This window comes from Arthrobacter globiformis NBRC 12137 (assembly GCF_000238915.1).
Classification (GTDB): Bacteria; Actinomycetota; Actinomycetes; order Actinomycetales; family Micrococcaceae; genus Arthrobacter; species Arthrobacter globiformis.
On record NZ_BAEG01000092.1, the window covers coordinates 69,820 to 83,702 of the forward strand.

Consider the following 13,883-nt stretch of genomic DNA (forward strand, 5'->3'; position numbering starts at 1 on the left):
AACGTCTGCACCGCGGAGCCGGAAACAGCGGAACTGAATACAGCGCAACGCACGACGCCGGAACTCAACCGAGTTCCGGCGTCGCCCATTTAACGGGCCCCTCAGACGCGTCCTGAAGGGTTGGTTGGCGGGGCGGGGGTTAGTGGCTAGCTCGCCTGGAGGCTCGCGGCGGCAGCTTGGACCGCCTCGCGCAGCGGCGTGGTGGGGCGGCCGAGCAGGGCACTGAGGTCCCCACTGGTGACCAGGAGATCGCCCCGCGCTATGCCGAGGTCGCTGTCCGCCAGGATTGCCGCGTAGGGTTCCGGCAGCCCGGCTTCCACCAGGACCTGGGTGTACTTCTCCGCCGGAAGATCCGTATAAGTCACGGGCTTTCCGGACGCCGCGCTGACTTCCCCGGCCAGCTCACTGAGGGTGAAGGCGTCGTCGCCGCCCAGTTCGTAGACCTTGCCGCCCTGGTCATCACGGAGCAGCACGGCCGCCGCCGCCGCGGCGTAGTCGGCCCGGGCGGCGGCACTTACCCGGCCCTCACCGGCACTGCCGAAAACCGCGCCGTGCTGGACCTGAACCGGGAGCTGGCCGGTGTAGTTCTCCAGGTACCAGCCGTTGCGGAGCAGGACGAACGGGACGCCGGAGTCCCGGAGGATCTCTTCAGTGGCGATGTGCTCGGCAGCCAGCTGCATGGCGGTGGTGTCCGCGTTTGCCACGCTGGTGTAGGCAATCAGGCCGACGCCGGCGTCGCGGGCCGCTTCGATCGCATTCCGGTGCTGCTCGACGCGCTGGCCCACCTCGCTGCCTGAAACCAGCAGGACCTTGTGGGCCCCGGCGAACGCCTGCCGCAGTGACTCGGGCTGGCTGTAGTCGATGGTGCGGACCTGGACGCCGCGCTGGCCGAGGTCAGCGATCCTGTCCACGGTCCGGCCGGCGGCCACAATCTGATCGGCGGGCAGGCCGCTGTCGAGCAGTGCTTCGACGACGAGGCGGCCGAGCTGGCCGGTGGCTCCGGTGATGGCGATGGTCATTGATGGTCCTTTCTGAGGTGACTGTCAATGGTGCCAACCCGGCCCGGTCCCCATTACTTCCCAAAAGATAGTACGCACTTTCAGGTAAGGTACTGTCATGAAGGTAAGTACCTCAGCCAAGGTCCCCGCGTTTCCCTTCGCCGATGGGATTTTTCCCGCGGGTTGCCCCAGCCGGACCGTGCTGGACCACGTCACCAGCAAGTGGGGTGTGCTGCTCCTCGTTGCGCTGTCCGAGGGGCCCCAGCGCTGGAGCGAACTCCGCCGCCGTGCCGAAGGCATCAGCGAGAAGATGCTCGCCCAGACACTGAAGACCCTCGAAGCCGACGGGTTTGTCAGCCGCGACGCCCAGCCGGTCATTCCGCCACGCGTGGACTACAGCCTGACCGGCCGCGGGGAGGAACTGAGCGCCCTGCTGCTGCCCCTGGTCGCCTGGGTGGCCGAGCACGCCGAGGCGATCGTGAGCCGCCCGGCGAGCTAGGCCGCATCCCTAGGCGGTGCGGGCCACGGTGTATTCAAAGGTGCCGGACCCGACGTCGTGCGGTTCATGGCCCGGCAGCTCAACGCGTGCTGTGGCACCGGTGGGGACTTCGACCGTCACGCTGTAGCCGCCGTCGTTGCTTTGCCATTCAATCGACGCCCGGCCATAGGGCGTTTCGTGGCTGGCGGCAGCTGACGTCAGCCCTCCTCCCGGCTGTGGGCGGAACAGGATCCGGCGGTAGCCGGGCTCCAGCGGTGCGAGGCCTGCCACCGTGCGGTGCATCCAGTCCGCCACGGCACCCAGCGCGTAGTGGTTGAAGGAGGTCATCTCGCCGGGGTTGACGGTGCCGTCCGGGAGCATGGAATCCCACCGCTCCCAGATGGTGGTGCCGCCCTGGCTTACGGCATACAGCCACGACGGGCATTCCTTCTCCAGCAGCAGGTCGTAGGCGGCGTCCAGCCCTCCGGAGAACGTGAGCGCGTCGGTGATCACGGGTGTGCCGGCAAACCCGGTGGCGATGCGGTTGCCTGCCGCCCGGACCAGGCCGGCCAGCCGCTGCCCGGCCGCCCGCTGCAGCTCGTCGTCGGGAAACAGCCCGAAGACGATGGCCAGGGCGTAGGCCGTCTGGGCGTCGCTCGCCATCCGGCCGTCGGAGCCGATGTACTCGTTGGCGAAGGCCTCGGCCACGGCACGCGAAAGCTCAAGGTAGCGCAGTTCGTCGTCGGCCTTGCCCAGGACCCCGGCAGCCTTGGCAAGGTGCAGGGCCGACCACGCGAAGTATGCCGTGGCCACGATGTGCGGATCCGTCATCGCCTCGGTGGGATCCTCCGGCGGGGCGCTCGGGTCCAGCCAGTCGCCGAGCTGGAAGCTGGTGTTCCACAGATGCTTGTCCCCGGCCAGGCTGTCAAGGAGGTCCACCCATGCCTTGGCGCTCGGGTACTGGTCGGCGAGGATTTTCGGGTCGTTGAACCGCTCGTACAGGCTCCAGGGAGTGAGGACGGCGACGTCCCCCCACACCGCACCAGGGCGGATTGGGGTCCAGTAATTGCCGCCCGGAATTACGGGAACGTACCAGGGGACGGTGCCGTCGGGCAGCTGCTCGGCCGCCACGTCCTTCAGCCAGGAGGACAGCATGCCGCTGCAGTCATAGAGGAAGGCCGCGGTGGGCGTGAAGACCTGGATGTCGCCGGTCCATCCCAGCCGTTCGTCCCGCTGCGGGCAGTCGGTGGGGATGTCCACGAAGTTGCCCTTCATGCTCCACAGCACGTTTTCGTGGAGCCGGTTCAGCTCCGGGTCCGAGCTCTCAAACCAGCCGGTCCGCTCCATGTCCGTGTGATACACCCTGGCCACGATGTTCTCCGCCGCGTTCCCGCCGGTCCAGCCGCTGACCTCGGCGTAGCGGAAACCGTGCAGCGTGAATCGCGGCTCCCAGGTCTCTTCCTCCGCACCGGCCAAGGTGTACCGGTCGGTGGCGTCGGCAAGGCGCAGCGGGCGGGTGTAGATCTCGCCGTCCTGGAGGACCTCGGCGTGCCGCAGCGTCACTGTTGCGCCGGCCTCGCCGCGCACGGTGATGCGGAGCCGGCCCACCAGGTTCTGGCCGAAGTCCAGCACCAGGTTCCCCGACGGGGATTCGGTGACGCTCACCGGCCGGATTTCGCCGGTGCATCGGACCGGGGGCCCCTCCGGGGCCACGAGCGTCGCGGGATCGCGGGGAACGACGACGACGGGGTGCCAGTGCGCGTCGTCAAACCCCGGGCGGCTCCATCCGTCCGGCAGCTCGCGGGCATCGTACGTTTCGCCCTCGTACAGGCCGGTGAACCGGATGGGGCCAAAGGAGGCCTTCCACTCAGTGTCCGTGCCCAGCACGGTGGTGGTGCCGTCGTCGTGCGTCACATGAAGCTGGGCAAGGACGGCTACTTTGTCCCCGTACAGATTGCGGTAACCGCCGTTGAAGCCGATCCGGCCCCGGTACCAGCCGTCGGCGAGCCATGCACCCAGGGCATTGTCGCCCTGGCGGAGGTGGTCCGTCACATCGTAGGTGTAGTAGCGCAGCCGCTGCCCGTAGACGGTCCAGCCCGGTGAGAAGGCATCCGTGCCAACCCGCGCGCCGTTGATCTCCATTTCATACAGTCCGTGGGCAGTGGCGTAGAGCCGCGCGGAAACCACCGGACGGTGCAGCGCGAAGGACCTGCGCAGCAGCGGCGGCCGGCGGTCCGAATCCGGGTCCTCAGGCCAGGCCGGGGCCACCGGCTTGGCAGTCCAGTCCTGGGGATCCAGCAGTCCGGGCTCGACGGCGGAGGCCGGGCTCCAGTCACTGGGTTCGCCGTCGTCCTCGCCCCAGACGCGCACGCTCACCTCGGCGCGCTCGCCGGATCCCAGCGGAGCTGCAGGCCAGGGAAGCAGCACCGACTCCGCAGAGGCGAGCCGTTCGCTCATCCAGCTGCCCTCGGCAGTGGTGACCGCGAGCTGGTACGCGGCCTGCGTCCAGCCGGGCGCCGCGCTCGTTTTCCACGAAACGCGAGGGGTGCCCGTACCGATCCCGAGGGCTGTTGGAAGGTGTTCGAAGGTCACCGGGCGGACGGTGGTGGACATGCGGATGTTCTCCTTTGGTGGCGAATGCTGGTTGTTTGTTCCGGTGCTGGCCTGGCCGGACCTGGCTCTTGGCCGTGGGGCTAGCCTTTGACGGCACCGGCTGTCATGCCCGCAACGATCTGGCGGTTGAAGAACAGGTACATGATGAACGGGGGGATGGTGATGAGCAGGATGTTCATGAAGAGCAGGTTGTAACTGGTGGCGAACTGGCTCTGGAAATTGAAGAGGGTCAGCTGGACGGTCGCGTTGGCATCGCCGGGGAGGAAGTACAGCGGGTTCTGGAAGTCATTGAAGATGTGGACGGACTGGACCACGATGACGGTGACGATGACCGAGCGCAGCAGCGGGAAGATGACCCGGAAGAAGAGCCGGACCGGGCCGCAGCCGTCGATGACCGCGGCTTCGTCCAGTTCCTTGGGGATGCTGGCGATGAAGGCACGGAACAGCATCACGCAGAAGGAGAGGCCGAAGGCGACTTCGATCAGGATCAGGCCGGGGAGGGTCTTGAACAGCCCCATGCTCTGCAGCACCCAGATGGTGGGGACCACGGCCGGCGGGATGATCAGGCCGGAGAGGATGAGGAAGTTCGCGACGCCGTTCCAGCGTGAGCGGCGGCGCTGCAGGATCCAGGCGACCATGGCGGCGAGGATCACCAGGATGGTGACGCTGGCCACCGTAAGGATGGTGCTGTTGATGAAAGCGGTCACGAGCATGAACTTGCGCGCGGAGAGGACGTCCTGGAAGTTTTCGATGAAGTTGAAGGTGGTGGGCCAGGCGAAGTCCAGCTTGGCCGCCTCCCGGCGGTCCTTCACGGCCGTGAGTGCCATGAACGCGAGCGGGACGATGAAGAGGACGACGGTGACGGCGATGGCCAGGACGCCCAGGCCGTAGCGTTTGAGTGCGGTGGTCACTGTTCTACCTCCTTGCGGTTCAGGAACATGGACAGTGGCAGGATGATCGCGGTGACGATCAGGAACAGCACGACGTTGCCTGCTGTGGAGAGGCCGTAGAAGCCGGCCTGGTACTGCTTGAAGATGACCGAGGCGATCACGTCGGAGGTGAAGCCCGGTCCGCCCTTGGTCATGGCCCAGATGAGGTCGAAGGACCGAAGCCCGCCGATCAGGGACAGGATGATCACGGTGGCTGTGGCCGGGCGGGCCAGGGGAAGCGTGATGTTGAAGAAGCACTTGACGGAGCTGGCGCCGTCCATTTTGGCGGCTTCGAAGTATTCCTGCGGAATGGAGACGATGCCGGCGATGTAGATGACGGTGGCCAGGCCCACGCCCTTCCACACATCAACCATGGCGACGGACAGCAGGGCCCAGGCCGGATCGACCAGCCAGGCCGGCCCCTCGATCCCGACGGCGGCCAGGGCCTCGTTGATCATGCCCTTGGACGGGTCCATCAGCACCGTGAAGACAATGCCGACGCCGATGCTGCTCAGCAGGACGGGGAAGAAGATGACCGACCTGAGGTAGCCGCGGGCGATGATCCGGGAGGTCAGCAGCACGGCCAGGAGCATGCCCAGGGCCACCTTGAGGGTGGAGGTCACCGCACCGTAGATGAACGTGTTGGTCAGGCCCTTAAGGAGCGCCGGCTCCTGGAAGAACTGCACGAAGTTGTCCAGTCCGATGAAGGTGAAGTCGGTGAGGGTCCAGCGGGTAAAGCTGAAGAAGAAGGACGCGAAGGTCGGGACCAGGAACAGGGCGGTGTAGACCACCGCGGCCGGCAGGTAGAACCAGTACGGGTATGGTGATTTGCCTTTGCGGCGGCGGGCCTGGTGCTCTGCTCGCCGCGCGACGGCGGCAGGGGCAGGGGCTGCTGTCTTGAGTGTCATGGTGTCTCCGTCGGTGCCGTCCGGGCCGGTGCGCGGCCCGGACGGCGGAGTAAGGTGTGGGTCAGTTCCAGCCGGGCAGGTTGAGCTGCTTGGCCTGCTTCGTGACGTCCTCGTCGTAGAGGGCGGCGGCGTCCTTGGCGGAGCGGATGCCCGAGCCCACCTCGACCGTGATCTGCTCAAGGGCCGGGCCCTTGACCGGGGAGAGGTACTCGAGGGCGGGGCTGTTCCTGGACTCGTCCTCGAAGTAGGGGAGCATGTCCTTCACTGCCGTGGGCACGTCCGCCGGCAGGTCGCAGCCTTTGACGAGGTAGGGGCCGTTGGCCCCGACAGCCTTGGTCTGCGAGTCGCAGCCGGCCTTGCTGGCGATGAAGGCCTGGAACTTCTTGGCCTCCTCAAGGTTCTTGGTGGACTTGGGGATGTACACCCCGCCCGGAAGCCAGACGGTGAGGGCGTTCTTTGACGCGTCCTCCCCGGGAAGCGGGAAGAGGCCGATGTCGTTGAGCTTGTCCGGGAACGTCACCTTGATCTCCGGCAGGGCGAAGCTCAGGATCGGGTACTGCGCACCCTCGCCGTTGGCCAGCTTTTCCAGGCCCTGGGCGTACGTGGCGGACGCGAAGTCCTCGTTGAAGAGTCCGGCCTTCGCGGCCTCTTCCTGGTGTTCAAAGCCCTTGATGGCTGCGGAATCAGTGGCGTACTTGGCCTTGTTGGCCGTGTAGTCGGTGGCAAATCCTGGGCTGGCAGCAGCCACATTGGCGAAGTCGCCCAGCACGAACAGCTGGGACGTCCAGGTGGTCTGGTACGTCTGGATGATCGGAGCGATGCCGGCGTCCTTGATCTTCCGGCTGTTGGCCATGAACTCGGACCACGTCTTGGGCACTGACAGGCCAAGCTTTTCGTAGACCTTCTTGTTGTAGAGCACGGCGCCGGCGTTGCCGGTGCCCACCGGCACACCGTAGACCTCCTTGCCGGCCGTCACTACGGGCTTGAACGACTCGGAGACGTTGGCCATGTACGGCTCGCTGGTCACGGGCACCAGGTTCTGTTCCGGGCTGATCTGATGGAACAGGGAACCTGAATTGTAGGAGAACAGATCGGCCATGTCGCCGGTGGACAGCCGCGTCTTGACGATGTTGTCGCCTTCTCCGCCCTGGGGACGGGTCTCGACCTCGACTGTGATGTTCGGGTTGGCAGCGTTGAAATCCTTGGCGATTTGCTCCGCGTAGGTGACAGTGTTTTCGGTGTTGTCCACCAGCCACGTGATGGTCTTGGACTCCCCGCCGCCGGCGCTTCCGCCGCTTCCACCCGCGCAACCTGTCAGAGCCACCGCCAGCGCCGTCACGCCTACGGTCAGGGAACCCCAAGGCCGCCTTCTCGATGTGGTCATCTTTACCTCCTCGTAAAGCCCCTGGCCCTGAATCCGTTTATGGAACGTTTCAAGCTGTCTTGGAATGCGCTCCGCCATGGGGGTGTGTATTTGTGTAGATCGGTCTACGTTTTTCCACTGTAAGTCATGTCACAGAAGGTTTCAAGGGATTTGTGTAGATCAGTCTACAATTTTGCTAAGGATGACGGCCAGGCGCCGGAAGGGGAGCGATGTCCGAGCAGGTCAAGCGGGCGACCATCGGCGATGTTGCCCTGCACGCCGGGGTCTCAAAGGCTGCGGTCTCGAAAGTGCTGCGCGGGGCTTACGGCGTCAGTGAAGCCATGAAAGCCCGGGTTGAAGCCTCCATGGCCGCCTTGGGCTACCGCCCGTCCGCTTTGGCGCGCGGCATGCGCGGCAGCAGTTTTACCCTTGGTGTCTTCGTTGTGGACCTGCAGAACACCTTCATGTCGGTGCTCATCGAAGGTATCCGGGCCGAGGCTGAGGTCAGCGGGTACCAGGTGTTCATTGGCGAGGCAAGCCGCGGGCTTAGCCAGCAGCAGCAGATGATTGAGGCGATGCTCGACCGGAAGATGGATGGACTCCTGCTGATCGCGCCCTTCGGTACGGCGGAGGATCTCGAGGAAATAGGCCGGAGCACGCCCACCGTTGTCCTGGGCCGGCACGGTCCAAGCAAGTCCTATGACACCGTGGCCAGTGATGACGTTGCTGGCAGTGGCCTGATCGTGGATCACCTCGCGGCGCTCGGCCACCGCCGCATAGCGCACCTGAAGCACGTCGGCCGGGAGCGCAATGAGGATGGCATGCCCCAGGTGGTACGCGCCCGGGGGTATGTTGAGGCGATGGTCCGGAACGGGCTGGAAAGCGAAATCGACCTCATCGAAGGCCGGTGGCACCAGACCGGCGGCCAGCGCGCCATGGAACTGATGCTCGAGCGGCCGCTCCCGCCGACGGCCGTGCATGCCGGCACTGACATGGCGGCCCTGGGCGCCCTCACGGCGCTTCATGAGGCCGGCATCAGGGTGCCCGAGGAGTTCTCCGTGGTGGGCTATGACAACGTCTTCGCTGCGTCCCTGCCTCAGGTGGCGCTCACCAGCGTGGACCAGTCCGGCGTCGAGATGGGATCGCTGGCGGCCAGGCTGCTGGTGGAGCGCATCCAGGGCCGGCGCGAGGCGGTTTCGACCGTCGTGGCGCCGAGCCTCGTCGTCCGGAGGACCACGGGCCCAGCCCCGGCTGCCATCGCCCCGGCCGGCCGCAGCTAAACACCGGCAGTCCTCCTCACCGGCCTTTCCGCGAACGCTTGATATTAGGTTACCTAACTATTAGGATACCTAAATATGAAATCCCAGAATGCCCCGGCCTTGCAGGAGCTTGCTCAAGACTTTCGGGAGGCCCTGCGGCACAGCGTGTACCTGGTCCGCCGCCTCGACGCGGACGGTGAATTGAGCACCGCCCAGCTGAGCACGCTCAAAATGCTGCTCGACGACGGCGTCCGGGTGGGGGAGATCGCCAAGAACCTGGGCGTCAGGGTGCCCAGTGCCACGGAGCAGATCATCAAGCTCGAGCGGGCAGGACTGGCCCGCCGGGAAGCGGACCCGGACGACTCCCGCGCGGTGCGCGTTGTGCTGACCCCGGAAGGCCGCGACGCCATCGAATCCGCCAACCGGCGCCGGAACGCCGTGATGGCCGGCATTCTCGAATCCCTCACCGATGACGACCGGCGTGCCCTTGCCGCCGCCCTCCCGGTCATCGAAAAGATCAACAGCACCATCCAGAACTGACAAGCGACTCAAACTGACACAGCGACACTTAGGAGTTCCCTCCATGGACGGCCAGCTCGCAGACACCCTGCCGGCACCACAAACCTCCCTCGGGGCTGAGAAAGCCTCATTCCTCAAGCAGCCCAAGGCGGTGTGGGCCACCGCGCTCGCGGCCGTGTTCGCGTTCATGGGCATCGGCCTGGTGGATCCCATCCTGCCGGCCATCGCCAAGAACCTGGACGCCAGCCCCAGCCAGGTCTCTCTGCTCTTCACCAGCTATTTCCTGATCACGGCGGTGGCCATGCTCGTCACCGGTTTCATCTCCTCGCGCATCGGCGGCAAACGGACCCTGCTGGCAGGGCTGGCCGTGATCGTGGTGTTCTCCTCGCTGTCCGGCCTCTCCGGCAGTGTGGGGGAACTGGTCGGATTCCGCGCGGGATGGGGACTCGGCAACGCACTCTTCGTGGCCACCGCGCTCGCCGTCATTGTGGGCGTGGCCAGCGGCGGCGCCGGGACGGCGATCATCCTGTATGAGGCCGCGCTGGGCCTGGGCATTTCGCTGGGCCCGCTCCTCGGCGCCCTCCTCGGGGGATGGCAGTGGCGCGCCCCGTTCTTCGGCACGGCCGCGCTGATGGCTGCGGCGTTCATCGCGCTGACCGCGCTGCTTCCGAAGACCCCGCTGCCTGAGCGCAAGGTGAGCCTGGCCGATCCGCTGCGGGCCCTGGGCAACAAGGGATTAAGGACGACGGCGGCCAGCGGGCTGTTCTACAACTACGGCTTTTTCACCGTGCTCGCCTTCACCCCGTTCATCCTGGGCATGGATGCCTACGGCATCGGCGGGGTGTTCTTCGGCTGGGGCGTCGCCGTCGCCGTCTTTTCGGTCTTCGTGGCTCCGGCGCTACAGAACCGTTTCGGCGCCACGAAGGTGCTCCTGGGCACCCTTGGCCTGCTGATGCTGGACTTGGCAGGCCTTGGCCTGGCTGCGGGCCACTCCGTGCCGGCCGTTGTGGCGCTGGTGGTGGCCTCCGGCGCGCTGCTGGGCATCAACAACACCATCTACACCGAGCTGGCCATGGGCGTCTCGGACTCGCCGCGCCCGGTGGCCTCGGCGGGGTACAACTTCGTCCGCTGGATGGGCGGCGCCCTGGCGCCCTTTGCCGCGGCGCAACTGGGCGAGCACTTCGGGCCGCAGGTGCCGTTCTTCGCCGGCGCCGTAGCCATGATTATCGCCATGGCCATCGTGGCCGGCGGGCGGCGCTACCTCGCGGCCCACGAACCGCACGTGGTCTGAGCCGCGAGCCCCTCAGCCCGAAGGCACGCACAAAACAAAGACGCCCACACTCCCGGGACATGGTCCGCAGGGAGCATGGGCGTCTTCCGTTTCATGCCGGAGGAGCCAAGAGCCGGTCAGACCTTGACGGACCCCTTCGGAACAAACAGGGTCTCAGCCTGTTCCAGCGACATGCCGTTCGTCTCCGGCACCTTGTACATGACGAAGAAGAACGAGGCTGCCGCGAAGAGTGCGTACATGGCGTACGTCAGCGGCAGCGAGCCTGCGGCCATCACGGGGAAGCTCAGCGTGATGGCAAAGTTGGCGATCCACTGGGCGGCCGCGGCCAGGCCCAGGGCGCGGGCACGGATCCGGGCCGGAAAGATCTCGCCCAGCAGCACCCACACCAGCGGTCCCCAGGATGCGCCGAAGCTGATCACGAACACGTTCGCGGCCACCAGGGCTACGGGGCCCCAGGCGCCGGGGAGCGTGATGTCGGAGCCGGTGCCCTTGGCAGAGGCGAAGGCCAGGGCCATGGCGCCGAGGGAAACGGCCATGCCGATGGAGCCGGCCAGAAGGATGGGGCGGCGGCCGATCCTGTCCACGAGGGCGATGGCCACGAGCGTGACCAGGATGTTGGTGATGGAGGTGGCCACCGAGATGGTCAGGGAATCCTTCTCCTGGAAACCCACGGCCTTCCAGAGCGTGGTGGAGTAGTAGAAGATCACGTTGATGCCCACGAACTGCTGCAGGACGGACAGGGTGATGCCGATCCAGACCACGGCCTGCAGTCCGAAGGCCTTGCCGCGCAGGGAGCCCTTCCTGCCGGCCAGCTGGTCCTCCTCGATGGCCTCCCGGATTTCGCGCAGGTGGCGGTCGGTGTCCTCATCGGGGGCGATGGAGTCGAAGACCTTCCGTGCCAGGTCCTCCTTGCCCTGGACCACCAGGAAGCGCGGGGACTCGGGCAGGGTAAACGCGATGACGCCGTAGAGCACGGCCGGAATAGCGGCGGCCAGGAACATCCAGCGCCAGGCCTCGATGCCCAGCCAGAATGCCTGGTGCGCGCCGCCGGCGGAGGTCGCGAACAGGGCGTCGGACAGCAGGGCGGCGAAGATGCCCGTGGTGATGGCCAGCTGCTGCAGCGATGCGAGCCGGCCGCGGACGTGCCGGGGCGAGATTTCGGAGATGTACGCGGGGGCAATAACGGAGGCCAGGCCGATGCCGAGACCGCCCACCAGGCGCCAGAAGATGAGATCCCAGACGCTGAAGCAGAAGCCGGTGCCGATGGCGCTGATGAGGAACAGCAGTGCCCCAAGCTTCATCGCGGGGATGCGGCCGTAGCGGTCCGCGACCTTTCCGGCCAAGTACGCGCCGGCCGCGCAGCCGAGCAATGCCACTGCCACGGCGAAACCGGTGACTGCCTCACTGAGCGCGAATTCGTCCTTCATAGCATCCACGGCGCCGTTGACCACCGAGGAGTCGAAGCCGAAAAGGAAGCCGCCCACGGCGCCGGCAAGCGCCAGCCAGATCACCCGCTTGGGGATCTTGGCGGTTGTCTGCTTGTCGGTGGACATGGTTCTCCCTTGGTTCGGGGGTGGGTGGATGCGGTGCAAACGTCGTCGGCTGCGGAAACCGGCCCTGTCGGCCGGCGCACACGCGCCTAACAGTGTGCCACGTCACCGCCTGCTGATCCACTCCGGGACGGAGGACGACGACGGCGGCCGGTCCCGCCGTCGTCCATCTCCCGGCCTGGCTCCGGGCCGTCACGCAGCGCAGGCTTTTGCTTGCCGAGGCGCCGGTGCGTCCCGGAATTCCGCGGAAACGAAACGGCGGGCAGCCCGAAAGGCTGCCCGCCGTGACGTGCAGGTGCGGCTAGTGCGCCGAAACGGAATCCTTGGCCACGGCCTTGGGGTCCGTCAGTTTCTTCTTCGGCAGCGCGAAGCTGATGAGGAAGGCGATGCCGGTGAGGACGGCGGCGGTGAGCATGACCGCGTCGATCGACTGGGCAAAGCCCTCCGTGATGGGCCGGGTGAGCACCGGGTTCGCGGTGTGCAGCCAGCTGGTGTCGTTGAGGGAGTCGTTGCTGGCGCCGTTCTTGAAGAAGTCGTAGAGCTTGGCGTTGGCGGGGTCGGCGGCGACGGCGGGGTCCTGGAGGACCTTCACGTAGTCGGCGTTCTGCATGGCGTCCTTCATGCCGTTGGCGATCTTGTCCGCGGCCATGCTGAACAGCATGGAAATGAACACGGCTGTGCCCACCGCGCCGCCCATGGAGCGGAAGAACGCGGCGGTGGAGGTGCCCACGCCCATGTCCTTCGCGGGCACCGAGACCTGCATCGCGAGGGTGAGCGGCTGCATGCAGAAGCCCAGGCCCAGCCCGAAGAAGACCGCAACCAGCCCGGGGACCCAGAGTTCGGTGTCAGCGCCAAGCGACAGCCCCATGACGACGGCGGCTGTGGTCAGGATGGCGGTGCCGAGGATCGGAAAAATCCGGAAGGTGCCCGATGACGAGATGGTCCGTCCGGCGGTGATGGAGCCGGTCAGGATGCCGATCGTGAAGGTGATCATCATCAGTCCGGCTTCGGTGGGCGTCAGGCCCTTGACCAGCTGCAGGTACATGGGCAGCATGGCGATGGCACCGAACATGCCGATGCCGATGATGAAGTTCAGCAGCGAGGACAGCCCGAACGTGACATTCCGGAAGAGACGCAGCGGGATCAGGGCGTAGTCCCCGGCACGCCGTTCGGCCAGCAGGAACGCGACGACGCCGACGATGCCCAGGCCGTAGCAGATGAAGGAGCTGGCCGAGGTCCAGCCCCAGGTGCGGCCCTGTTCGGCGACGAGCAGCAGCGGCACGATCGCCAGGGTAATGGCGGCGGCGCCCCAGTAGTCGATCCGCTGCTTGACATGTTTGGCGGGCAGGTGGAGGTAGAGGAACACCACGGCCAGCGCGGCCAGGCCGATGGGCAGGTTGATGAAGAAGACCCAGCGCCACCCGTCGAAGCCGAGGATGCTCTCCGAACCGGCAAAGGCGCCGCCCACCACCGGGCCGAGGACCGAGGAGATGCCGAACACGGACATGAAGTAGCCCTGGAACTTGGCCCGGTCCTTAAGCGGGACGATGTCGCCGATGATGGTCAGCGCCAGTGCCAGCAGGCCGCCGGCGCCCATGCCCTGGATGCCGCGGGCGATGGCCAGTTCGGTCATCGAGTGCACCGATCCCGCATACAGCGAGCCGGCCAGGAAGATGATGATCGCTGCGAGGTAGAGCGGGCGTCGGCCGAAGATGTCGCTGAGCTTGCCGTACAGCGGCGTGGTGACCGTGGACGTGATGAGGTACGCGGTGGTCGCCCACGCCTGGAGTGAGAGCCCGTCCAGGTCGTTGGCGATGGTGTAGATGGACGTGGACACGATGGTCTGGTCCAGCGAGGAAAGGAACATGCCGAGCATCAGCCCCACCATGACGGTGATGGTCTGCCGCTGCGTCAGGGCCTCTCCGGGCGCGGGTCCGGCGGTGGTTTTGGACATGGGTGCTCCAGGGTCAAGAGA

Annotated in this window: 11 protein-coding genes; 4 read left to right on the forward strand and 7 right to left on the reverse strand. The window is 66.3% G+C overall.

What is annotated here, in order from left to right; translation table 11 throughout:
* Nucleotides 1-146: 146 nt before the first annotated feature.
* On the reverse strand, nucleotides 147-1,019 hold the full coding sequence (locus ARGLB_RS19175; RefSeq protein WP_003805689.1) for an SDR family oxidoreductase: 873 nt from the start codon (nucleotides 1,017-1,019) through the stop codon (nucleotides 147-149).
* Nucleotides 1,020-1,116: 97 nt separating this feature from the next.
* Between ARGLB_RS19175 and ARGLB_RS19180 the strand changes: the two genes are divergently transcribed.
* Nucleotides 1,117-1,497: a winged helix-turn-helix transcriptional regulator gene (locus ARGLB_RS19180; RefSeq protein ID WP_003805690.1), complete on the forward strand. Its 381-nt coding sequence runs from the start codon at nucleotides 1,117-1,119 to the stop codon at nucleotides 1,495-1,497.
* Nucleotides 1,498-1,506: 9 nt separating this feature from the next.
* On the opposite strand, the gene ARGLB_RS19185 is transcribed toward ARGLB_RS19180, so the two are convergent.
* The 4 genes from ARGLB_RS19185 to ARGLB_RS19200 all read right to left on the reverse strand — a co-directional run bounded on the left by ARGLB_RS19185 (nucleotide 1,507) and on the right by ARGLB_RS19200 (nucleotide 7,310).
* Nucleotides 1,507-4,089: a family 78 glycoside hydrolase catalytic domain gene (locus ARGLB_RS19185; protein WP_003805691.1), complete on the reverse strand. Its 2,583-nt coding sequence runs from the start codon at nucleotides 4,087-4,089 to the stop codon at nucleotides 1,507-1,509.
* Between the two features lie 80 nt (nucleotides 4,090-4,169).
* The gene (locus ARGLB_RS19190) at nucleotides 4,170-5,000 is read right to left on the reverse strand and encodes a carbohydrate ABC transporter permease (RefSeq protein ID WP_003805695.1); all 831 of its coding nucleotides are present in this window, start codon (nucleotides 4,998-5,000) and stop codon (nucleotides 4,170-4,172) included.
* Nucleotides 4,997-5,926 (reverse strand): carbohydrate ABC transporter permease, encoded by a 930-nt coding sequence (locus ARGLB_RS19195; RefSeq protein ID WP_003805697.1) that lies wholly within the window; start codon nucleotides 5,924-5,926, stop codon nucleotides 4,997-4,999. Before ARGLB_RS19195 ends, ARGLB_RS19190 begins: the two co-directional genes overlap by 4 nt.
* 61 nt (nucleotides 5,927-5,987) lie before the next feature.
* On the reverse strand, nucleotides 5,988-7,310 hold the full coding sequence (locus ARGLB_RS19200; RefSeq protein ID WP_003805699.1) for an ABC transporter substrate-binding protein: 1,323 nt from the start codon (nucleotides 7,308-7,310) through the stop codon (nucleotides 5,988-5,990).
* A 209-nt stretch (nucleotides 7,311-7,519) separates the two neighbouring features.
* Here ARGLB_RS19200 and ARGLB_RS19205 point away from each other — a divergent pair, with 209 nt between their 5' ends.
* From ARGLB_RS19205 to ARGLB_RS19215, 3 genes are all read left to right on the forward strand, one after another.
* Nucleotides 7,520-8,569, forward strand: coding sequence for a LacI family DNA-binding transcriptional regulator (locus tag ARGLB_RS19205; RefSeq protein ID WP_003805700.1), 1,050 nt, complete (start codon nucleotides 7,520-7,522; stop codon nucleotides 8,567-8,569).
* Nucleotides 8,570-8,644: 75 nt separating this feature from the next.
* The gene (locus tag ARGLB_RS19210; protein WP_003805701.1) at nucleotides 8,645-9,088 is read left to right on the forward strand and encodes a MarR family winged helix-turn-helix transcriptional regulator; all 444 of its coding nucleotides are present in this window, start codon (nucleotides 8,645-8,647) and stop codon (nucleotides 9,086-9,088) included.
* Between the two features lie 43 nt (nucleotides 9,089-9,131).
* The gene (locus ARGLB_RS19215; RefSeq protein WP_003805702.1) at nucleotides 9,132-10,358 is read left to right on the forward strand and encodes an MFS transporter; all 1,227 of its coding nucleotides are present in this window, start codon (nucleotides 9,132-9,134) and stop codon (nucleotides 10,356-10,358) included.
* Between the two features lie 116 nt (nucleotides 10,359-10,474).
* On the opposite strand, the gene ARGLB_RS19220 is transcribed toward ARGLB_RS19215, so the two are convergent.
* Entirely contained in the window at nucleotides 10,475-11,911 is a 1,437-nt protein-coding gene (locus ARGLB_RS19220; protein WP_003805703.1) for a sugar porter family MFS transporter, read from the reverse strand.
* A 298-nt stretch (nucleotides 11,912-12,209) separates the two neighbouring features.
* Nucleotides 12,210-13,862: an MDR family MFS transporter gene (locus ARGLB_RS19225; protein WP_003805704.1), complete on the reverse strand. Its 1,653-nt coding sequence runs from the start codon at nucleotides 13,860-13,862 to the stop codon at nucleotides 12,210-12,212.
* Between the last annotated feature and the right edge of the window lie 21 nt (nucleotides 13,863-13,883).